This is a genomic window from Pseudoduganella namucuonensis (assembly GCF_900116645.1).
GTDB classification, from domain to species: Bacteria; Pseudomonadota; Gammaproteobacteria; order Burkholderiales; family Burkholderiaceae_D; genus Rugamonas; species Rugamonas namucuonensis.
This window is the reverse complement of record NZ_FPBO01000047.1, coordinates 1-20,878: the sequence shown is the minus strand read 5'-3', so window position 1 is coordinate 20,878 and position 20,878 is coordinate 1. Positions and strand designations below refer to the sequence as shown.

Annotated in this window: 15 protein-coding genes; 6 read left to right on the top strand and 9 right to left on the bottom strand. The window is 60.8% G+C overall.

Features of this window, described 5'->3' with window-relative positions:
* Positions 1-15: 15 nt before the first annotated feature.
* Positions 16-2,484, bottom strand: a complete 2,469-nt coding sequence (locus BM436_RS31775; protein ID WP_177307692.1) for an EAL domain-containing protein — start codon at positions 2,482-2,484, stop codon at positions 16-18.
* A gap of 154 nt (positions 2,485-2,638) precedes the next feature.
* Here BM436_RS31775 and BM436_RS31770 point away from each other — a divergent pair, with 154 nt between their 5' ends.
* The gene (locus BM436_RS31770; RefSeq protein ID WP_093560473.1) at positions 2,639-4,096 is read left to right on the top strand and encodes a flagellin N-terminal helical domain-containing protein; all 1,458 of its coding nucleotides are present in this window, start codon (positions 2,639-2,641) and stop codon (positions 4,094-4,096) included.
* Positions 4,097-4,124: 28 nt separating this feature from the next.
* Here the strand turns inward: BM436_RS31770 and BM436_RS31765 are convergent, their stop codons facing one another.
* A complete protein-coding gene (locus BM436_RS31765) occupies positions 4,125-5,279 on the bottom strand; it encodes a dienelactone hydrolase family protein (protein WP_093560400.1) in 1,155 nt (384 codons plus the stop codon).
* Between the two features lie 344 nt (positions 5,280-5,623).
* Between BM436_RS31765 and BM436_RS31760 the strand changes: the two genes are divergently transcribed.
* Positions 5,624-6,244, top strand: coding sequence for an FxDxF family PEP-CTERM protein (locus BM436_RS31760; protein WP_093560399.1), 621 nt, complete (start codon positions 5,624-5,626; stop codon positions 6,242-6,244).
* A 41-nt stretch (positions 6,245-6,285) separates the two neighbouring features.
* Here the strand turns inward: BM436_RS31760 and BM436_RS31755 are convergent, their stop codons facing one another.
* Complete coding sequence (locus tag BM436_RS31755) at positions 6,286-7,302, bottom strand: glycoside hydrolase family 43 protein (RefSeq protein WP_093560386.1); 1,017 nt, start codon at positions 7,300-7,302, stop codon at positions 6,286-6,288.
* A 37-nt stretch (positions 7,303-7,339) separates the two neighbouring features.
* Positions 7,340-8,830 (bottom strand): MFS transporter, encoded by a 1,491-nt coding sequence (locus tag BM436_RS31750; protein ID WP_093560471.1) that lies wholly within the window; start codon positions 8,828-8,830, stop codon positions 7,340-7,342.
* Positions 8,831-9,038: 208 nt separating this feature from the next.
* Between BM436_RS31750 and BM436_RS31745 the strand changes: the two genes are divergently transcribed.
* The gene (locus tag BM436_RS31745; RefSeq protein ID WP_218164972.1) at positions 9,039-10,139 is read left to right on the top strand and encodes a LacI family DNA-binding transcriptional regulator; all 1,101 of its coding nucleotides are present in this window, start codon (positions 9,039-9,041) and stop codon (positions 10,137-10,139) included.
* Between the two features lie 64 nt (positions 10,140-10,203).
* Positions 10,204-11,751, top strand: a complete 1,548-nt coding sequence (locus BM436_RS31740; RefSeq protein ID WP_093560382.1) for an aldehyde dehydrogenase (NADP(+)) — start codon at positions 10,204-10,206, stop codon at positions 11,749-11,751.
* A gap of 19 nt (positions 11,752-11,770) precedes the next feature.
* Here BM436_RS31740 and BM436_RS38595 read toward each other — a convergent pair whose 3' ends face one another.
* The 4 genes from BM436_RS38595 to BM436_RS36585 form a co-directional block, all read right to left on the bottom strand.
* Entirely contained in the window at positions 11,771-13,414 is a 1,644-nt protein-coding gene (locus tag BM436_RS38595) for a methyl-accepting chemotaxis protein (RefSeq protein WP_218164971.1), read from the bottom strand.
* Between the two features lie 23 nt (positions 13,415-13,437).
* On the bottom strand, positions 13,438-13,905 hold the full coding sequence (locus tag BM436_RS31730) for a cache domain-containing protein (protein ID WP_307666753.1): 468 nt from the start codon (positions 13,903-13,905) through the stop codon (positions 13,438-13,440).
* 438 nt (positions 13,906-14,343) lie between these two features.
* Positions 14,344-15,708, bottom strand: a complete 1,365-nt coding sequence (locus tag BM436_RS36590) for a hypothetical protein (protein WP_143133401.1) — start codon at positions 15,706-15,708, stop codon at positions 14,344-14,346.
* A 579-nt stretch (positions 15,709-16,287) separates the two neighbouring features.
* Positions 16,288-17,529: a hypothetical protein gene (locus BM436_RS36585; protein WP_143133400.1), complete on the bottom strand. Its 1,242-nt coding sequence runs from the start codon at positions 17,527-17,529 to the stop codon at positions 16,288-16,290.
* A gap of 36 nt (positions 17,530-17,565) precedes the next feature.
* Here BM436_RS36585 and BM436_RS31715 point away from each other — a divergent pair, with 36 nt between their 5' ends.
* Both BM436_RS31715 and BM436_RS36575 read left to right on the top strand, forming a co-directional pair.
* Positions 17,566-17,988 (top strand): DUF1249 domain-containing protein, encoded by a 423-nt coding sequence (locus BM436_RS31715; protein ID WP_093560376.1) that lies wholly within the window; start codon positions 17,566-17,568, stop codon positions 17,986-17,988.
* A 982-nt stretch (positions 17,989-18,970) separates the two neighbouring features.
* Positions 18,971-19,852 carry a hypothetical protein gene (locus tag BM436_RS36575; RefSeq protein ID WP_143133399.1) on the top strand — a complete coding sequence of 294 codons (882 nt, stop codon included), beginning with the start codon at positions 18,971-18,973 and terminating at the stop codon, positions 19,850-19,852.
* A gap of 569 nt (positions 19,853-20,421) precedes the next feature.
* Here the strand turns inward: BM436_RS36575 and BM436_RS38750 are convergent.
* Entirely contained in the window at positions 20,422-20,652 is a 231-nt protein-coding gene (locus BM436_RS38750; RefSeq protein ID WP_371859697.1) for a hypothetical protein, read from the bottom strand.
* Positions 20,653-20,878 lie beyond the last annotated feature (226 nt).

The following is a 20,878-nucleotide window of genomic DNA, read 5'->3' as shown; positions in this document are numbered from 1 at the left end:
CGCGCGGCGGCCACGCTAGGCCGTCAGCGGCCCCGGTTCCCCCAGCATGTAGCCCTGCGCGAAGTCGACGCCGATCTCGGTCAGCCGCGCCAGCGTCGCCTGGTCGTTGACGAATTCGGCGATGGTGCGGCGCCCCATGATGTGGCTGATCTCGTTGGTGAAGCGCACCATCTCGAAATCGACCGTGCTGTCCATCATCGGTTCGATGAAGGAGCCGTCGATCTTCACGTAGTCCACCGGCAGCTCCTTCAGGTAGGCGAAGGAGGCCAGGCCGGTGCCGAAGTCGTCCAGCGCGAAGCGGCAGCCCAGTTCCTTCAGCGCCGCGATGAAGGCCTGGGTCTGGCGCATATTGGCCACCGCGCCGGTTTCCGTGATCTCGAAGCACAGCCTGTCCGCCGGCACCCCCGCGTCGCGCACGCGCGCGGTGGCGTGCCGCAGGAAGGCCGGATCGGCCAGCGCCCGCTGCGACAGGTTGATGGTGCACAGCGCCAGCCGCGCCACGTGCGCGGGATTGCGCTCCAGCCATTCCAGGCTCTTGTTCAGCACCCAGCGGTCGACCTCGGGCATGATGTCGTAGCGCTCGGCGGCCGGCAGGAACACGCCCGGTTGGATCGGCGTGTTCGGGCCGTCGCGCAGGCGCAGCAGGATCTCGTAGTGCAGCCCGCCGTCGGCGGCGCCGAGCGCGTGGATGGGCTGGCGGTACAGCTGCAGCAGGTCGCCGCGGAAGGCGTCGCCCAGGCGCTTGGCCCAGTACATGTCGTTGCGCCGCTGCCGCATCTCGCCGCCCGGGCGGCGCTGCACGAAGACGCGGTTGCGGCCCCGCTCCTTGGCGATGTAGCAGGCGTGGTCGGCCTGGCGCAGCGTCTCCTGGGCGCTCTGCGCGACCTCCTGCAGCGGCACCAGGCCGATGCTGACGCCGATCCGGAACGACTGCTTGCCGTGCACGAAGCGGAAGGCGCGCGTGGTGTCGAGGATCTTGCGCGCCACCAGCAGCGCCTCCTGCACCGTGCAGTGTTCGACGATGAGCGCGAACTCGTCGCCGCCCAGCCGGGCCAGCGTGTCGCGCTCGCGCACGTGGGCGCTGTAGGCCGCCGCGAGCTGGCGCAGCAGGTCGTCGCCGGCGGCGTGGCCGCAGGTGTCGTTGACGATCTTGAACCGGTCCAGGTCCATGTACAGCAGCGCGCAGCCGGCGCCCTCCTGCGTGCTCCGCTCCAGCGCGCGCTGCAGGCGCAGGCCGAACTCCTGCCGGTTCACCAGGCCGGTCAGCGCGTCGTGGCTGGCCTGGTGGCGCAGGCTGCGCAGCAGGCCGTGCGCCTCGGACACGTCGTTGAGCACCACCACCGCGCCGTCCACCTCGCGCCCCGGCGGCAGCAGCGGCGCCACCGCGTATTCGACCGTGTGGCGCGCGCCGCCGCGCGCCGCCAGCAGGGCCGGCGCCGGCGACACCAGCACCCGCCGCTCGGCCATGCTGCGCGCCACCGGGTCCGGCAGCGCCGCGCCGCTGGCCTCGTCGGCCAGGCGCAGCACCTCGGCCGCGGGGCGCCCGCGCACCTCGTCCTCCATCCAGCCGGTCAGGTGCTCGGCGGCCGCGTTCATGGTGTCGATGCGGCCGTCGCGGCAGGTGGTGAGCACGCCGTTGGTGATGGCGCGCAGCGTCACCTGGGCGCGTTCCTTGGCCGAGCGCAGCGCCATCTGCAGCCGCATCTGGCGGTCGATGTCCACGCACACGCCCTGCAGCAGCGCGCGGCCGGCGCGCGACGAATGGCACCAGCTGGCGCGGATGTCGTGCCAGTGGCAGCGCCCGTCCTTGCGGCACAGGCGCGCGTGCAGCGCCAGCGGCGCGTACGGCGCCTGCTCGGCCACGCGGCGCAGCCGGGCCCGCAGTTCGGGCAGGTCCTCCCGCGCCACCAGCGCGGCCCAGTCGCGGAAGTGCGGGCCCAGCTCGTTCTCCTCGTAGCCCAGCAGCTCGAGCAGCGCCGGCGACAGCCGCAGCAGGCCGTCCACCGGGTCCCATTCCCAGGTGCCGGCCTGCGCCGCGGCCAGGATGCGCTGGTTCTCCGCCCGCTCGTCCAGGCAGCGCTCCAGCTCCTTGTGCGGCGTCAGGTCCAGCGTGACCTTGGAATAGCCGCGCAGCGCCCCGTGCTCGCCGCGCAGCGCGGTGAGCGCGATGTGGGCCCAGAACAGCGTGCCGTCCTTCTTGCGGCGCCAGCGCTCCTCGCTGTAGTAGCCGTCCCGGTGCGCGGCGCGCAGGTTGTGCTCCGGCCAGCGCCGGGCCCGGTCCTCCTCCGTGTACAGCATGCGGAAGTGGTGGCCGATGGCCTCCTGCGCCGTGTAGCCCTTCATCACCTCGGCGCCGCGGTTCCAGACGGTGATGCGGCCCCTGGTGTCCAGCAGGAAGATCGCGCATTCGCGGATTTCCTCCGCCATCAGGCGGAACAATTCGGCCGCCTCGTGCGGCGGCGGCGTGATGACGGGCTGGGCCATGGCGTCCGGGGCAATGTGGGCAATGTGGACAAAAGGTATACACGTAGATTCGCCGCGCCAAAATAAGTTCCGGCGAAGTTGCTTTCGGTTAAAGACCTGCTCCCGCCGTGCCGTTACCGTCGTAGGGCCGCCCTCATCGCGGTAATTGACGAAAATGCAAATCAACACCAACATCCTCTCCATGAACGCCGGGCGCGGCTTGCTGCGCGCGGCGTCGGATGTTGGCGTCAGCATGGCGCGGCTGTCGAGCGGCATGCGCATCAACACGGCGCGCGACGACGCGGCCGGCCTGGCCATCGCCGAGCGCATGACGGCGGGCGTGCGGGGCATGAACCGCGCCGCCCAGAACGCCAACGACGGCATCTCGCTGGTGCAGGTGGCGGACGGCGCGGCCGGCCGGCTGGCCGACAATTTCCAGCGCATCCGCGAACTGGCGGTGCAGGCCGCCAACGGCACCTACACCGGCGGCGACCGCAAGGCCATCCAGCGCGAGGCCGACGAGCTGATGAAATCGAACTTCGACATCGTCACCGGCACCCGTTTCAACAACCTCAACATCCTGGACGGCACCTTCCGCGAGGACTTCCAGATCGGCGAGCAGGCCGGCCAGACCATTTCGCTGGCGATTCCGGCCGCGCTGCCCATCAACGTCACCTCGCTGCAGCTGAAGGACGTGCCGCTCAAGCGGGTGAACGCGGTGGGCAATGTGCAGGGGGCGCTGGCGCAGGGCAGCCTGGTGCTCAACGGCACGGCGGTGGGCGCCTCGGTGACGGGCGCCGAGCCCGGCCAGACCAGCCTGAGCGCCTACGCGGTGGCGCGCGCCATCAACCAGGCCTCGCCGGCCGGCTTCACCGCCACGGCGGAAAACGACACCAGCGGCACGGTGGGCGGCGCCGGCGGCGTGGCCAACGGCGGGCTGCTGATCAACGGCGTCGGCGTCGGCGCGTTCAGCGGCCTGACGGGCGCCGCCTACGCCGCCGCCGCCGCCGCCGCGATCTCGGGTGCGGCCGGCGCCACCGGCGTGACGGCCAGCGCCTCCGGCACCACGCTGACCTTGACCGCCGTCGACGGGCGCGATATCAGCATCGGCGACACCTCCGGCGGCGCCGCCATCGGCTCGCTGGGGCTGACGGGCGGCACCACGCGCGGCACGGTGACCATCAACAACGCCGAGGACGTGGAGCCGGACAGCCTGGTCATCAGCGGCAACAATCCCGGCCTGGCCGGCTTCGCGCCCGGCACCGTGGCGCCCGAGGAGACCGGCAACACGGTCAGCCTGCTGCGGCCGGTGGGCTCGGGCGACCCGCCGCTCGACCTCTCCACGGCGGCCAGCGCCAGCGCGATGCTGGACTACATCGACGCCAAGCTGGAAACGGTGAACGGCATGCGCTCGATGCTGGGCGCGGCCGAGAACCGGCTGATGCACGCGCACGACAACCTGGTCAACGGCGCGCTCAACCTGTCGGCCGCCCGCTCGCGCATCCGCGACACCGACTACGCCGCCGAGACCATGCAATTGACGCGCGGCCAGATCCTGCAGCAGGCCGCCACCGCCATGGTGGCCCAGGCCAACGCCATCCCCAGCCAGGCGCTGGCGCTGCTGCGCGGATGAGTGACCGGCCGCCTGCGCAGCCAAGCGGCTAATCCGCCTTGGGCGGGCGGTGCTGGAACTGACGGTCCAGCCAGTCGTAGGCGGCGTCCTGGACTTCCATGGGGAAGACGTGGCCGAGGGGCAGCATGCGCGCCTCGAAACGCTCGGGGGCGCCCCACGCCTGCCATACCTGCCGCATCTTGCCGAACGCGTCGCGCGCGGCCTGGGCCGGGAACAGCCGGTCCGTCTCGCCGTTGAGGAACAGCGCCGGCTTGGGCGCGGCCAGGCTGGCGATGTCCGGGTAGTCCAGGTGGCGCGCCAGGCCCGGGTGCAGCATGTTCCAGCCCGAGCCGCCCTTGAGCTGGTTGTTGCCGGGCACCATCAGGCCGTGCAGCGTCGCCATCCAGTTGGCCGCGATCACGGCCGTCACCGAGTCCGACAGCGCCGCCACCTGCCAGGCGCGGTAGCCGCCCATGGAGAAGCCGATGGCCGCCACGCGCCGCGGATCGACCTCCTGCAGGCCCGCGAGGAAGCCGGCGGCGCGCGCGTCCTCCAGCGCCATCAGGCCCGCCATCGAGGTGCCGAGGTTGAAACTGTTGGCGGCCAGGGCCTGCTGCGCATCGCCGGTCAGCGGGCCGCGCTCGCCCCAGCCGAGGGCGTCCACCGCCAGCACCACGTAGCCGCGCCGGGCCAGCGCGTCGCCCGGATAGCGGCCTGAGAAATGCTTGTCGGCCCAGGCCTGCGACGAGGCCCGCCGCTCGGCGTCGCCCCAGGGCTCGATGGCTTTTTCCTTGCCGATGTCGAATTTGCCGCCGTGGTCGTGCAGCATCAGCGCGGCGGGGAAGGGCCCTTTGCCCTTGGGCACCAGCATCAGCGCGCGCACGCGGCTGTCCCCCGTCAGGTTGAACACGACCTGGCGCGCCAGGTACGCGCCCCGGTCGATTTCCGCGATCACCCGCGGCTGGAACGGCGTCTGGTCCGGCTGCTGCAGCGTCGCCTCCCACACCTTGGCGCGCCCGGCCTCGCGCCATGCGCCCAGATCCTTCACCCGGGGCGACCACGCCATCGGAAACGTCATCCTGGCCTTCAGCGCCTGTTCGAACACCGGCATGTTGTTGGCCACGCCCGCGCGCTGGTAGTCCTGGGCCGAGGCGAATGGGGCGATGCAGGCAAGCAGTGTGACCCGCGGGAGGGTTGTGCGCATGGGAGAGGGAGGTCGGCAAGGGGAGCCGCCAAGATACCCCGTCGTGCGGGACTTGACAATGCGCCCGCGCTCAGCGAGCTGATTAATTGCAGCTTGTATAGATGAGTTGAAAATTGGCGAGCGACGTCATGTCTCCTTGGAATTAGTTTCTTAATAAAAATTTCCATTTAAAAACAAATAGTTGATGTGTTGTCCTGAACATGGCGCACAATTGAAAGACAGTCGGGGCTGGCTATTTATATGCTATTCTGATTCGCTACGTTGTTTCTATGGAAACTTTTCACCGGAATTCGGCCTTTCCATCGGCGACGTATGCGCTCTGGAATCAACATAAAGGATACGATATGAAATCGCTAAGCCAGAAATTAACCCTCGCAGCCGCGTCATTGCTGCTCGCGGCGAGCGCCTCCGCCGAGATAGGGACGGCGTCGGCCGCCGACGTGACGCTGGACGGAAGTCCGGCGGACGCGTTCGCCTACATGGCGGGCTGGAATCCCCAGGCCGGACCCGGCGGCGACACCAGCGGATTCGGCACCACCTTCGACGCCTTCGGCAGCGGCGGCTGGACCCTGCTGGACAAAATGAACACCACCACCGGCTTCTCCAACACCGGCACCCTGAATTTCTCCTTCGCCGAAATCACCGGCACCAATGGCACCTGGTCCGTCACCAACACCAGCGCCACCCAGGCGCTGCAGCTCGACCTGGTGTTCGCCATCCACGCGGGCAACCAGGGCGGCGCGTGGCTGTTCGACGACCAGAACGTGCTGGCCACCCAAACCCTCGCCGGCACCTGGATGATCAACTGGACCGTCGGCCAGGGCCAGGGCAACAGCCCGGACTTCTCGAACGCGACGATATTCGCGCGCGAAGTCACCCCGGTGCCTGAGCCCGCCACCTACGGCATGCTGCTGGCCGGCCTGGGCGTGGTGGGCGCCATCGCCCGCCGCCGCAAGCAGGCGTAAGCCATACTCCGCCGCGCCCCCCGGGTCGCGGCGTTCTGGATTCAGGCCGCGCCGTACGGCGCGATCGGCACGATGCGGCCCGCCTCGTCGTACTTCAGCTCGGTGACCTTCACCGAGCGCAGGTGCGTGACCCCCTTCGATAAGCTGCTGTCGTGGTAGTACAGATACCACCTGCCTTCGAATTCGCAGATCGAATGGTGGGTGGTCCAGCCGATCACCGGCGTCAGTATCGTGCCCTGGTGGGTGAAGGGGCCGTAGGGGCTGTCGCCGGTGGCGTAGCACAGCAGGTGGGTGTCGCCGGTGGAGTAGGAGAAGTAGTACTTGCCCCGGTACTTGTGCATCCACGGGCCCTCGAAATAGCGTCGCGCATGGTCGCCCGCCAGCAGCGGCTCGCCGTGCTCGTCGAGGATGACGACGGCCCTGGGCTCCTCGGCGAATCCCTTCATGTCCGCCGACAGCCGCGCGACGCGGGGCTGCAGCGCGGGCTGGTCCGCCTCCGGCTCCTCGAACGAAGCGCCGTAGCGGTTGTCGCGGTACTTCTGCAGCTGTCCGCCCCAGATGCCGCCGAAATACATATAGTGCTCGCCGTCGTCCTCGAACACGGCGGGGTCGATCGAATAGCTGCCTTCAATGGGCTCGGGCTCGGCCGTGAACGGCCCGGCCGGATGCCCGCCCACCGCCACGCCGATCCGGAAGATGCCGTCCGCGCGCTTGGCGGGGAAGTACAGATAGTACTTGCCGTCCTTGCGGGCCACGTCCGGCGCCCACATCTGGCGCTCGGCCCAGGGCACGTCGTCCACATGCAGCGCCACGCCGTGGTCGACCGCCTCGCCGTCCGGGCTGTCCATGGAGAGGACGTGGTAGTCCTCCATGGCGAAATGGTCGCCGTTGTCGTTGAACGCGATGCCGGCCTCGACGTCGTGCGACGGATAGATGTAGATCTTGCCGTCGAAAACGTGCGCCGAGGGATCGGCCGTGTAGATGTGGGTGACCAGCGGCTGCGAAATGGCGCTTTCCAGGGCGCGTTGCAGGCCCGCTTCGTCCAGGGTATCCGGCATGTGTGACTTTCCTTGTGATGTAGATTGAACGGTGGTGTCAGGCGGGCTGGCGGGCGCGGCGCGCGCCCAGCTCGGCCTCGATCTGGCGCTCCGTGGATTTCCTGATTTCGTAGAAGAACAGTCCGGCCACCCCCAGCAGGAAGGGGATGGCGGCGTAGAAGCTGACCGACAGGCGGATGCCGTTCACCACCGCGTCCGGCTGGGCCGCCAGCGCCGCGTCGTAGCCGTAGAAGGACAGGATGCCGGCCACCAGCGCGCCGCCTATGCTCAGGCCCGCCTTCAGGCCGAAGATCATGGCCGAGAACAGCAGCGCGGTCGCGCGGCGGTTGTTCTTCCATTCCGAGTAGTCGGCCACGTCGGCGATCATGGCCCACAGCAGCGGGATGGTGATGCCGTAGAAGAAGCCGTGCAGCAGCTGCGACACGAACACCAGGCCGATGGAATCCGGCGCGTAGAAATAAAAGCCCAGCATGAACAGCGTGGACACCAGCAGCGCCGCGCCGAACACGTCGCGTTTGCCGTAGCGGTCCGCCAGGTGCTTGGAGAAGCCGATGCCGACGATCATGAACACGATGCCGCCCGCGTTGAACAGGCTGAAGCCGGAGGTGGCCGCGTCCTCCGGCCACTGGAAGCGCGTCAGGCCGGCGCCGGTCAGCACCCCGTTGAGGCCGTTGATGAAGCCGACGAAGCCGACGTCGCGCAGGAAGGCGGCCAGCGCCGGCTCGCTCAGGTAGTTCTTGAAGTAATAGATATACATGCCGCCCTTCAGCGCCAAGGTGACGAACACCAGGATGGTCAGCACCAGCATCACCACCCAGGGCCGGTTGCCCAGCAGGTCGGCGATGTCCTGGCGCACGCTGGACTTCTGCGCGGCGGTGGGCACCACGCGCTCCCGCGTCAGCGCGAAGGTGGCCAGGAAGAACACGGTGCCGACCGCGGCGAACAGGATCATGGTGTTGTGGAAGCCCGCCATCTTGTCGCCGCCGCCCAGGATCAGCACCAGCGGCAGCAGCAGCACCTGAATGATGAACTGCGCCACCATCACCGCCACGAAGCGGTAGGCGGACAGGCTGTTGCGCTCCGCCATGCTGCCCGTCAGCACGCCGCTCAGCGCGGAGTAGGGCAGGTTGTTGGCCGAGTAGATCAGCATCAACAGCACATAGGTCAGCGCCGCGTAGATCACCTTGCCGCGTTCGCCCAGCTCCGGCGTGCTGAACGCGAGGATGGACACGAGGCCGAAGGGCACGGCGGTCCACAGTATCCACGGGCGGAACTTGCCCCAGCGGGTCTGGGTGCGGTCGGCGATCAGCCCCATCAGCGGATTGAAGCAGGCGCCGGCCAAGCCGCCCAGGAAGATGATGGTGGCGGCGGTGTTCGGCGGTATCTTGTACACGTCGGTGTAGAAGAAGGCGATGAAGGTCAGCAGCGTCTGGAAGATCAGATTGGCGGCGAGGTCGCCCAGGCTGTAGGCGATCTTTTCCGCGGCGCTGAGCTTGGCGCCCGGGGCGGGCGTATTCAAAGTGTCCATTTTATAGTTCTCGAAAGCACCGGTCTCCACCAGTGTGCTGCATAGGGCTGTTATAAACTGTTATGGTAAAACTAAATGAATAGCGCTACCATTCGATGATGCCGCATTTGTCACGCCGCGTCAAATAGCTTCTAAGCCGCCGCGGCGTGGTAAAGTTGCTGCTACGTTACGTTTGCGCAAACATTCCAGGAAAGGAAGCAGGACCGCGATGAGTACCTCACAAGTCGAAGCGTCGCCGATGGGCGACACCAGGGGTGCTCCCAGCATGGCGGACGTGGCCAAATTGGCTGGCGTGTCGCCGATGACGGTGTCGCGCGTGTTGAACGGCAGGGACACGGTGCGCCCCAGCACGCGCAAGAAGGTGGCCGAGGCGATCGCCGCGCTCAACTACGCGCCCAACCAGGAGGCGCGCACCCTCACCGGCGCCAAACCGATACAGGTCGGCTTCCTGTACAGCAAGCCCAGCGGCGGCTACCTCGCCGAATTCCTGCTGGGCCTGCTGGCCCAGGCCAGCCTGGACAATGTGCAGCTGCTGGTGGAGTGCTGTCACCTGGGCCAGCCGGCCGAGGAGCAGACGCGGCGCCTGATCGCGCAGGGGCTGGACGGCATCATCCTGCCGGCGCCGCTGTGCGACGACGCCGCCATCGTCGACCGCATCGTCGCCGCCGGGGTGCCGCTGGTGGTGGTGGCGTCGGGCAAACCGGACAGCCGGCTCAGCGCCGTCAGCATCGACGACCGCCGCGCCGCCTACGACATGACGCGCCACCTGATGGAGCTGGGCCACGAGCGCATCGGCTTCATCACGGGCCACCCGAACCAGTCCGTCACCGCGCCGCGGCTGGCGGGCTACCAGGACGCGCTGCGCGAGGGCGGCGTGGAGCCGGCCGCCGAACTGGTGGCGCCGGGGCTGTTCAATTACCGCTCGGGCCTGGACGCGGCCGAGGCCCTGCTGGGCCTGGCCCAGCGGCCCACCGCCATCTTCGCCAGCAACGACGACATGGCGGCCGCCACCGTCGCCGTGGCCCACAAGCTGGGCATCGACGTGCCCGGCGACCTGACCGTCGCGGGCTTCGACGACACCGCGCTGGCCACCACCATCTGGCCCGCGCTGACCACGGTGCGCCAGCCGATCGGCGAAATGGCGGCGGCGGCGGTGCAATGCCTGGTGCGGCGGGTGCAGGCCGAGCGCAGCCGGCAGGCCGGGCAGGTGGAGCACATCGTCATCGATTTCAGCCTGATACGGCGCCAGTCCGACGCCGCGCCCCGCGTGCGGCCGCCATCCCGGCCGCCGTCCCAAGTGCAGCTCTGAGCGCGGCCCTGAGCGGCGCGCCGATTTGTGCTACAGTTTGTTTGCGCTAACATCTAGGAATGCCATGACAATCACAGGACATCAACTGATCGGCTCCCGGCAGGTATGGGGCAGCCAGGACAACACTTTCCACGGGGTCGACCCGTCCACCGGCCAGAAGCTGACGCTGACGTTTTCCAGCGCCGGCGCGGCCGAGGTCGAGCAGGCCTGCGCGCTGGCCGCGCAGGCGTTCGCCAGCTACCGCCAGACCACGCCGGACCAGCGCGCCGACTTCCTCGAGAAAATCTGCGTCAACATCCTGGCGCTGGGCGACGAGCTGATCGACCACGCCGCGCGCGAGACCGGCCTGCCGCGCGCCCGCCTCGAGGGCGAGCGCGGCCGCACCGTCGGCCAGCTGCGTCTGTTCGCCGCCACCGTCCGCAAGGGCGAATGGCAGGGCGTGCGCGTGGACCGCGCCATCCCGGACCGCCAGCCCCTGCCGCGCTCCGACCTGCGGTTGCGCCACATCGGCATCGGCCCGGTCGCCGTGTTCGGCGCCAGCAACTTCCCGCTGGCCTTCTCGGTCGCCGGCGGCGACACCGCCTCCGCGCTGGCGGCCGGCTGCCCGGTGGTGCTGAAGGCGCACCCGGCCCATCCGGCCACGTCCGAACTGGTCGGCCGCGCGGTGCAACAGGCGGTCGCCGACAGCGGCCTGCACGAGGGCGTGTTCTCGCTGCTGGCGGGCGCCTCCATCGAACTGGGCGGCGCGCTGGTGGCCGATCCGCGCATCAAGGCGGTGGGCTTCACCGGCTCGCGCGGCGGCGGCATGGCGCTGATGCGGATCGCCGCCGCGCGTCCGGAACCCATCCCCGTGTTCGCCGAAATGAGCAGCATCAACCCGGTGATCCTGTTCCCCGGCGCGCTGGCCGCGCGCGCGGACGCCATCGCCGGCCAGTTCGTCGCCTCGCTGACCATGGGCGCCGGCCAGTTCTGCACCAACCCCGGCCTGGTGCTGGCGGTGGCCGGACCCGGCCTGGACGCCTTCATGGCCGCCGCCACGGCGGCGGTCACCAACGCGCCGGCCGCCACCATGCTGACGCCCGCCATCCACGGCATGTTCAGCAAGCAAACCGCCGAACTGGCGGGACAGCCGGCCGTGAAGCAGCTCGCCCGCGGCTTGGCGCCGACCGGCCCGCACCAGGCGCAGGCCGCGCTGATGTTGGTGGAGTCGGCCGACTTCCTGTCCGACCCGGTGTGGCACAACGAGGTGTTCGGCGCCTCGTCGGTGGTGGTGCGCTGCCCGGACCTGGAGACCGTGGCGGAAGTGATCAGCCACCTGGAAGGCCAGTTGACCGCCACCTTCCAGCTCGACCCGTCCGACGTGGAGACGGCGCGCGCGCTGGTGCCGGCGCTGGAGGAGAAGGTCGGCCGCATCCTGGTCAACGGCTTCCCGACCGGCGTGGAAGTGGCGGACGCCATGGTGCACGGCGGCCCGTTCCCGGCCACCTCGGATTCGCGCATCACCTCCGTGGGCACGCTGGCCATCGTGCGCTTCCTGCGCCCGGTGTGCTACCAGGACTTCCCGGACGCGCTGCTGCCCGATAGCCTGAGGGACGCCGCGCTGAAGCGGTAAGGCTACACGGCCGGGGAGGCTATCCCGTTCGTGCGATCCGTGGCCGGGGCGCGGCCGGCCGCTCCGCGCCGGCGCGGGCCGCCGCCAGCTCGATGACCGGCGCCGGTCCTCCAGGCTGGTCGATGGAGAACACGCGCACCACTTGCAGCAGGCCGTCCGCCTGATCCCGCAAGGAGTTGACGGCGGATGTCGCCTCTTCCACCAGCTTGCCATTCTGCTGGGTCACTTCATCCATTTGGGCGATGGCCTGGTTGATCTGCTCCAGGCCGGCGGTTTGTTCCTGGCTGGCGTTGCTGATGTCCGCCATGATGTCGGTGACGCGGCGCACGCTGTCGACGATGTCGTTCATCGTCGCGCCGGCCTGGTTGACCAGCTTGGCGCCGGCGTCCACCCGTTCCACCGACGCGCCGATCAGCTGCTTGATTTCCTCGGCGGCGGCGGCCGAACGCTGGGCCAGGTTGCGCACCTCGGACGCCACCACGGCGAAGCCGCGTCCCTGCTCGCCGGCGCGCGCGGCCTCCACCGCCGCGTTCAAGGCCAGGATGTTGGTTTGAAAGGCGATGCCATTGATCACGCCGATGATATCGACGATCTTTTTCGACGAGTCGTTGATCGCGCCCATGGTGTCGACCACCTGGGACACCACGTCGCCGCCCTTGACGGCCACGCTGGAGGCGTCGAGCGCCAGCCGGTTGGCTTGCTGGGCGTTGCCGGCGTTTTGCCTGACGGTCGATGTCAGCTCCTCCATCGACGCGGCGGTCTGCTCCAGCGCGCTGGCTTGCTGCTCCGTGCGCGCCGACAAATGCTGGTTGCTGGTGGCGATTTGTTGCGAGACCTGGGCGATGGTGCTGGTGCCGCCCCGCACTTTGCCGACGATGTGGATCAGGCTGCGGTTCATCTCGTCCAGCGCCTGTAGCAGGTCGCCCGCCTCGTCGCGGCCTCCGGTCTGGATGGCGCTGTTCAAGTCGCCGGCGGCGACCCGCTTGGCGACGGCGACGGCGGCGTTGAGCGGCCCGACGATGCTGTTGGTGATGAGCTGGGAAAAGACGATGCCGACCACCAGCGCGAGCAGGCCGATCACCGACAGCACATACATCAATTGCTGGCCGGACGCGGTGGCGTTCGCCAGCAGCTGGTTCTGTTCCGCCTTCTGCAGCGCGACCAGCTTGTTCATTTCCACCAGCACCGCGCGGTACAAGGGATCGATGCGGGTCGAGATCAGGCTGGCCACGGCTTCGGGATTGAAGCCGAGCGCCTGCGCGATCGCGTCCGAGGTCGGCGCCTCGAGTTCCCGGTCCAGCCGGGCCAGATTGGCGAAGATCTGCTTGCCGGCCTCGGACACGCCGAGCGCCATGAGCTGGTCGCGCGCCTCCACATACAGCTTGCGTTGCTGTTTGAGGCGCTCCTGCTCCTGGTTCATGGCGGCGGCCTCGGTATGCAGGCCGATGCTGCGGATCGCGACCACGCCCTCCAGCTGGGCCGCCTTCATCCGCGCCGTCAGTTCGACCTTGACGTTGGATGCCGCGATGCCATCGAACAGGTGTTCCCGGTTCTTGATGCTGATGACGTTGTCGGTCACGAGGACCGCGACCAGCAGCGCCAGGATCACGCCGAAACCGAAGCGCAGACGGGTGCGAATACGAAAATCGTTTAACCAAGCCATGGCCCAACTCCGAGGTGTGACGGTTATTTATAGATGCCCACGCCGACCAGGACATCCTCGTGTTTTTCGACATAGGTCGATTTGGGTTCGACCGCGTTGCTGACCTTGTTGAACCATTTGTAATCGACCCAGCCCTTGCCCTTGGTCGTGGCGACCTCGATGAAACTCTTGACGATGAAGACGCCGTTGGCGTCCTTGATGTCGAGCAGGTTCTTGCCGATCAGGCGGGGGTTGCCGCCGTGCGCCTTGTTCAGGCCTTCCATGTCGTAGACCATGACGTACAGGTCGCCCTGGACGAATTGACCGCCGGGGTTGTTGAATTCGGCGAACGCCTTCTCCTTGCCGTTTTTCTTGATGAATTCCTTGGCTTTTTTCACCATCGCCACGGCTTCCTCCGCCGTGCCCTTCTCGGCGGCCGCGATGGCGCCGTGGAAACCGCACAGGCAAAGACTCAACAGGACGATCTTGAACAGGTTTTTCATGCTTTTCATGCCGCGCTCGCTTTGTAGTGGTGGAAAGGGAGTGGCCTGCTGGCTGGAAACGGAAATGTGCAGGCCGAAATTTATATTGCACTGCACCATAGTAACTCTGCCGCGGGGCGGACTCAAGCGCAATCGCGAGGGCATGCGGCTTTTTGTCGGCATGTCGCCCGGTTCCATTTTCCGTCACTGCAACCATACTGCAATGTTGTCAACAGCGTACAAAGCCGCGTAGAATGCACGGCATGCGGGTGTAGCTCAATGGTAGAGCAGAAGCTTCCCAAGCCCCGCCACATCAATAAACGCCACTATTCATGCGCGTTTCAAGCGCATGAATATGCGATCTCACCAAAACTCCACTTTAATCAACAAGTTAGATGCCATCACAGTTTCGACCCCACCTTGCGTAGGAGAAAGCTGCTGATGTGATTATTTATCGGCGCCGTAAATTTATCCGCAAGCTTCAGAAAATCGTTCCACCCATATCTGTCCATTTACAAGTTCATCATAAAGCATCTCCAAATCTATAGTGCCTAATTTATTTTGGGGCGTAGTGAAAATAGAACGACTAGTTCCGTCACTGAGTAAGACAGGCGGCAGTTGTAAGAGGTTAAATTTTAGCCCTGGGGACACTAAATCTATAAGGCTGAAATTTTCTTTGCCAGCCAAACCAAGTTTTCTAATGCTATTTATTTTTGATCTGGATAATTCGTCTGCTAAAAAATCTATTTCACCAATGGCCTCTTGTTGAATCTCCTCAAGATTGGTTCCCAAGAGGCTTAAAGCGGACTCTATGCCGGACTTTAAGTTCGCCGATCCTGACGCTGAGTTCGTTGGTAAGAGTTGAGTTAGCAAGTAAAATAATACTCCTGGATTACATTGTTGCAGACCAGTGTTTATAATTTTTATTACTTTATCAGTGCCGCTAGACCAGCCCATCTTTTCACCTACTTCAGGCGTAACCTTGATTTTTCTGTAGAGTCTTTCTGGGATGTTTAAAATAATTCGACCAAGTGTTGCACTAATTCTGTAGGCGACAAAAATATCGTCGCAATTTAAAGTGTTTGCCACGACATGAGCGCAGGCAGTATATTCTGTAAGTTTCGGGTTGTAGATAATGCTCTTGACTTCCCGCGTATACTTATTGCGCTCTACAATTTTCTCATCTTCTTTTAATTGATCAATTAGTGCAAATGTCGAGCTTATCTCTTGAAACATTGCTGATGCTTCAAGGATGGCTATAGATGATAACGGTGAGCGTGCAATGGGAGTTCCATCTGCTTTGTCGAAACGTGCGAAAATAATTGGCCTGTCTGATATCAATCCATCGCTGCCAAATTGAAATCCAACAGTTAGTACGTTTCTCCAAGGCAACTGAGGGTCAACATTCTTCTCGACGACAGTATAGTAGTCTGGTAGACGTAATGTTCGGACTTCGTCAAAGAATTTTTTTGCGTGATGAAATCCGGTTTCACTTCCTCCAAATCGGCGGTCATCAGCCAAATATGCGTTATTCATCATGCTTAGGTGTTTTAGTCCCCAGGCGGTTGAGGTTGAGTCAATGAAGTGGGTATACTCGTGGATGGCGAGCGGCATTATTTTTGAGGCTGCTTCATACGCCGAAAAACTAAGCTGTACCGGTCCATTTTCCTCTCTGCTTTTTATCGTCTTATTAGCTAAGTCATCAAAGTCCGCCGGCCTCACTGAGTCAAGGGAAATTATTGATGTGTAAAAATCGAACGAACCTAAAACATCAATTTTAGAAAAACAATTCCATCGTTTGCTGGAGGATTTATATCTCTCAAAAAAATTCATCTTTGCAGCTCTCTTTTATTATGAAATCACATGATGGCCGTACCCTTGACATCAGTTTCTATTTCTTGCTCTCATGGGAAGTTTAGTTGCAGATGATTTAAGGTGTGCGCAATCAAGTTATGTTCCGCTTCGAACGGCAATTTTTGTTGCCTCATCATACTCCCATAACTCAACATCATCAGGAATGAGGTGACTATAGTTCCTCATATAGTACGAGGCCAATGTAACACCTCGTCGCTCGCAGGTATGACGAAGTACAAACATGATTTTATGGTATCCAACTGGCGCAAGCAGAAAGTAGAACATCGCCTCGTTTCCAAACCGTCATCTTCGCACTTGGGATGTTGGAGGCAGTTGTCCAACGGTGCGACTTGCATTCGACGATAATTCGCTGCCATCGCAACCAAGATCGAACTGTATGCGATCACACTAAAACTCCACTTTAATCAAGCGGTTATCGACCATCACATTTTCGACCCCACATCTAGTCGAAAAAGCTGCTGATGATGCATAGTCATTATGCTGCTGATGAAGGCGTCCATTGTCAAAGATGATGGCGTATAGCATACGTTCTTTAATTCATGCACGTATATTTTCAAGAATATAATCTGTTAGATAAGTGTTTAGCTTTTCATCAATTTCTGTTGGTGTATCCGTGTGAGCTAAGCTGTGAAGGAGATTCAATAAAAGTGAGTGTGGCAATATGACTACCAGTGTCTTTTTGACGTAATAGCTATAGTTAATAAGATCTTGGTATTTTTTTATTTTCCCATCGGTGTCAGGTCGGTAAATTATAAAAACAATTTCCCCAAAATGGCCGCCGGAATAATAGACAACTTGTGTATGGTCATCTTTTTCCATTTCATCTTTATTTTTTATTTCAAATACCACTAATCGACTTTTGTAATCCCTAAGTATCCGTCTGCAAAAATCAGATCCTTCCTGATTAACTCCGATCACATCGCGTTTATTAAATCCAGGCTTTCTTGCTTCAGTGCGGATTTCTGAGAATCCACTACCAAAGATGGTTTTTATCGCTGAAGCACACCAGTTTTCATAAGCTGTTGCATCTTTATTTCCTAGGTCAATCTTATCGGCTTCCAGCAATATTCTCTCAGCTTCTCTTGATAGTTGAAAGATCGGTTGCGCGACGAAATTGGACCAGCTATAGTCACGACCTGTGTAATGGTTCATGGCATCATGCCAGTCTTCGTCGAAGATGAAATCATGATGCCCATGAATAAACCAGGTTGGGATGAATCCAGGCTGATCAATTGTTCCAATTTCGTTAATTATTTTCAATAGGTTTAATGCGCGAGCTCTTCCCATCCGCATAGGAAGACGAACTCTACCATATCTTGTTATGTCACAAACAAATGCATAATCCGATGGCACATCTATATATCTATCGGATGGCGCTCGATTCGAAAAGCCAATCGGCAATATTTCGCTTAATGGCTTAAGAAAGTGAATATCAGCCTTAAAAAATATTTTGAAAATTCTTCTTTCTTGAGTAATGAAGCTTATTTCAACGTTCTGAATCTGATGCTGCTCTGTGGATGGCATCAAATGGGTTCGTAAAATAAGTGTCCCTTCAGCGAGTTTATCGCATTCATCATGCCGCCACGTCATATCAGCAAAGACTACTCTAGGATTGACGAATCTAATTTTTCTGTTAACCATTTTTAATTGTGGTGTTAAAGCTTCTGAAATATATTGAACGAAGCTAGACTGAATTGAGCGGGTGCTATTTTTACTCTTGCTGGAGATTATCATATCAGGAAGCGCACAGACTAGCGTTGTCCGTTTCAGTTTTTCCATAGATGGTTCCCGTACCGTTAACAACGTGGAATCGACATGGATCTCTATCAGCAGAACTACCGCAAGTTGCTTCAACTTCTTCCCGATCTGCAAGGCATGAGCGGGCCAGCCAAGCTTGCCGCGCTTGGGCATACCGATGTGCACGTTGATGTGATTGAGCGTCACCCTCATCGCCTTGTACTTCGCATGAGCCACTATCTCCAGCGGCTTCACGGCGCGGCGATACCTGACCCTGACATGACCGTGGAAGTGTACTTGCTGGCCGAGACCGTTGGGGTGCTGACCTACAGTGATTGCTTCGGTTCGCGGAAAGTCTTCTGTCCCGAATTGATGGCCTTCAGCCCACTCGCCAAGGCTGAGCTGAACAATTTCCTTGAGCAGTGGCTAACGAAGCTGATTGCTGAACGCAGGAGCTGCACAAAGCTGGAGTCGATCATCTGCCCGCCGCGCGCGGTGTAGCTGTGCTTGGCCAACCGGCGGTTGACCGCATCGAAGATGCTTTCGCTGGCCCCTGCCGGAATCAGACGTTTCTGGTGGACCGGTCAGGGATCCGGCTCCTGTCGCGCAGTCCGACGAAGCGCTGAGAGCTCAACCGGTTCGGCATTTGGAATTCCATTGTTTGTCGCTGAGGTTGAAAACCTGCTGGATCAGCATCACCAGCACCATCAGTTCGGTCGGGAACGGCCGCCGCGTTCACGAGTGGGGCGTGGCGCAGCGAGGCCTACTTGGGCGGCCAGTGCCGTGAAGTGCACGTATTGTGGCAGCAGTTGAAGCGCATCACCCCACTCGTTGAGCTTGGCCTCGCGTTCATAGGCTGGTTTTGATCATCGCAAGAAGGGGCGCATAGGCAAACTCGACATCATGCCATCATTGGGCGGTTTCGAGGTTTCCCTTAATGCGATCCAACATTAATTACACCAAGAAACTAATGGAATGTGAAGGTGTTGTATTTTTTTCTATTTCGCCTTTCGATGGCTCCTTCACTTTCTGTTTGTGTAGCGTTTGGGTAGACTAAGAAGGATCTAGCGTAAGAGGGGAAGTGGCAGTTCATAACCGAGCACCTGATTATGTCTCTACTACAGAATTTCCAATCAGCAACCAGACTCTGCAGTGACCCCTTCACAGGTGAAAGCGTGTGGCCAACGGCCTGAGCAATGTTGGAAGACGCCTAATTTTTACGCATTCCGGCGCAGGAACATAATCAGGACCGAGAAAATGAAGCGAGCATGGACTTGCAGAGTCCAGCAATAGCCAGCGTCCTTCCTATAGTGGCTATGAGCGAGGTTGCAGAATTGCCCGAGTCCGTGAGAAAAAGTCCGAATTTCCAAGTCGATAGTACTAATGTTAGTGAACTAGGGGAGCCGAAGGCAACGGGGCTATTTTATCGACAGGCCTACGTACGAGCGGTTAACACGGTTTCGCACCGAGAACTGGATCTGTAATGAATACTTCGCTTACCTCTATCGCAATACGTAGTTTCGACGCTGCGGCAGAAGTTCCAGGAATCACATCGATTGAGCGGATATTAGCGAATCCTGCGGTATCGAGACTCGGCAGCAAGGACGATGGTTCATTTTCCGATAAACAGCTCTTGCTAGCCACAACCGTCGTTAGTGTCATGCAGGACGATATCGCGATGGAATTGGCAAAGCATCGCCAAACACTAATCAATGAACTACAGTTTCAGCGCTCGGCCTTTGTAGACCTATCGCGATCCGCAGCAATAGGTATCATGAATTTTGCCCGAACAGGCATGTTTACTGTGCCTAAAAATGACACTGACGACAAAAGGCCATTGCTTCTGCGTGTCTTTACCTGGGGGAATTTCTTTGCTGGATCCGCGATCGTACTGGTTGCTATCGCGGGCTTTACAACGCATACGTACCTTGCCTTCAAGGAGTTAGCGGAGGTAAGAGAAAAGGAATTAAACGTACAGAAGGGAATTGTTGCTGAACAAGCCGATAATCTAACGAAGGAAAAAAACGCTAATCAGGCTAAGTCGGAAGCACTTACAAGATCCGCGCAGTCTTTGGCGGAAATGACGGCACAAGTAACTGTCCTGAAGAGTAAGTTGGAGGTGAAAGTCGAAAAAGAGGAAACGGAGCTCCAACGTCAACTCGTCGATGCGCAGATTAAGGCAGCGAATGCAATCGCAAACGCTGATAAACAAAAAGCATCCCAATCCTATCAAAAAGACCAAATAGCCTTATTGAGGCAAACGGTTGCTGATAAAGAGGAGCGTATTTCGGCGCTTGAGAAGGAAACCAAGGATAAGAGTAAGGCGATAGAATCCCTAACCGAAAAACTCGATAAGCGTAGGTAATTCTTGTTTGATGTACATGTATTTTTTGATAATCATTAAAAAAATGTCTCTAACTCATAGTTTGTAAGTAACTTCTGATTCTCCAAAGCGCCGCCCGTAGCGACATCGATGCGATAGAATTTCGAACATCGGTTGCGAACAGCCATACTCGACATACAATAGCGGACTTGTACGATTAGTGGCTGCTATTCTAGTGCCCTGTGGCATGCGAAGATACTGCGATGTTATGCTTGCTTGACTGTATCGACAGGAATTGTCATTATGAACGCTGCAATTTGCAGGTGATCTGCCAGCTCATCAACAAGTCGAAATACTTTCGACGAAGAGGTTAAGCAGCTTCTGCATCGTAATCCTAGTGCATGCATTCTAGATTGAAATACCTGACGAAAAATTACGATTCTCATACTTGATAAGTTTTTTCGCGGCTATGGCTGAATACCATTCTGATGAATCAAAGGTTGCTATTGGCAGCAGGTACATCAGAACTTATCTGGCAGTTTGCATGAGGTTAAGTTTGATCTACTATATATGAAGTTTGCCAGTCTGCGTTGCAGACTGGCCCCAACTTCTTACCCCAGCTTTGCTTTGATCAGTTGATAGTATGTGCTTGCGCCGGCTGCGCTCAGCTTAGCTTCCGCGACGAACTGTTCCACAATCTGCTTGCGGGTGACGTCCTTCTGCGCGGACATGCGCAGGTAGATGGATGACGCGATTTCCATCTTCGTCGGCGGCTTCGGCTTCTTCTCCGGTTTGGCCGCAGGAGAATCGGCAGTAACGGATTTTCCTTCCGCCCCCGTCATTTCCGCCGTCGGCGTCGATGAAATCGGCGTAGCGGCGTTTTTAATCGGTCCAGCTGCGCTTGGCGATGCAGGCGTAACAGCTTGCGGCGTGGTCGGAACGCCGATAGATGCTGCCGGTTTCTGGTCGTTCGTTGCCTTGGGCAGCTCGGTTGCAGTAGTCTTAGCGTTCATGATGTAGGCGCTCGTGTGGTTAAGGAGCCTTTACCATCAACAGTTTTTGAGGACT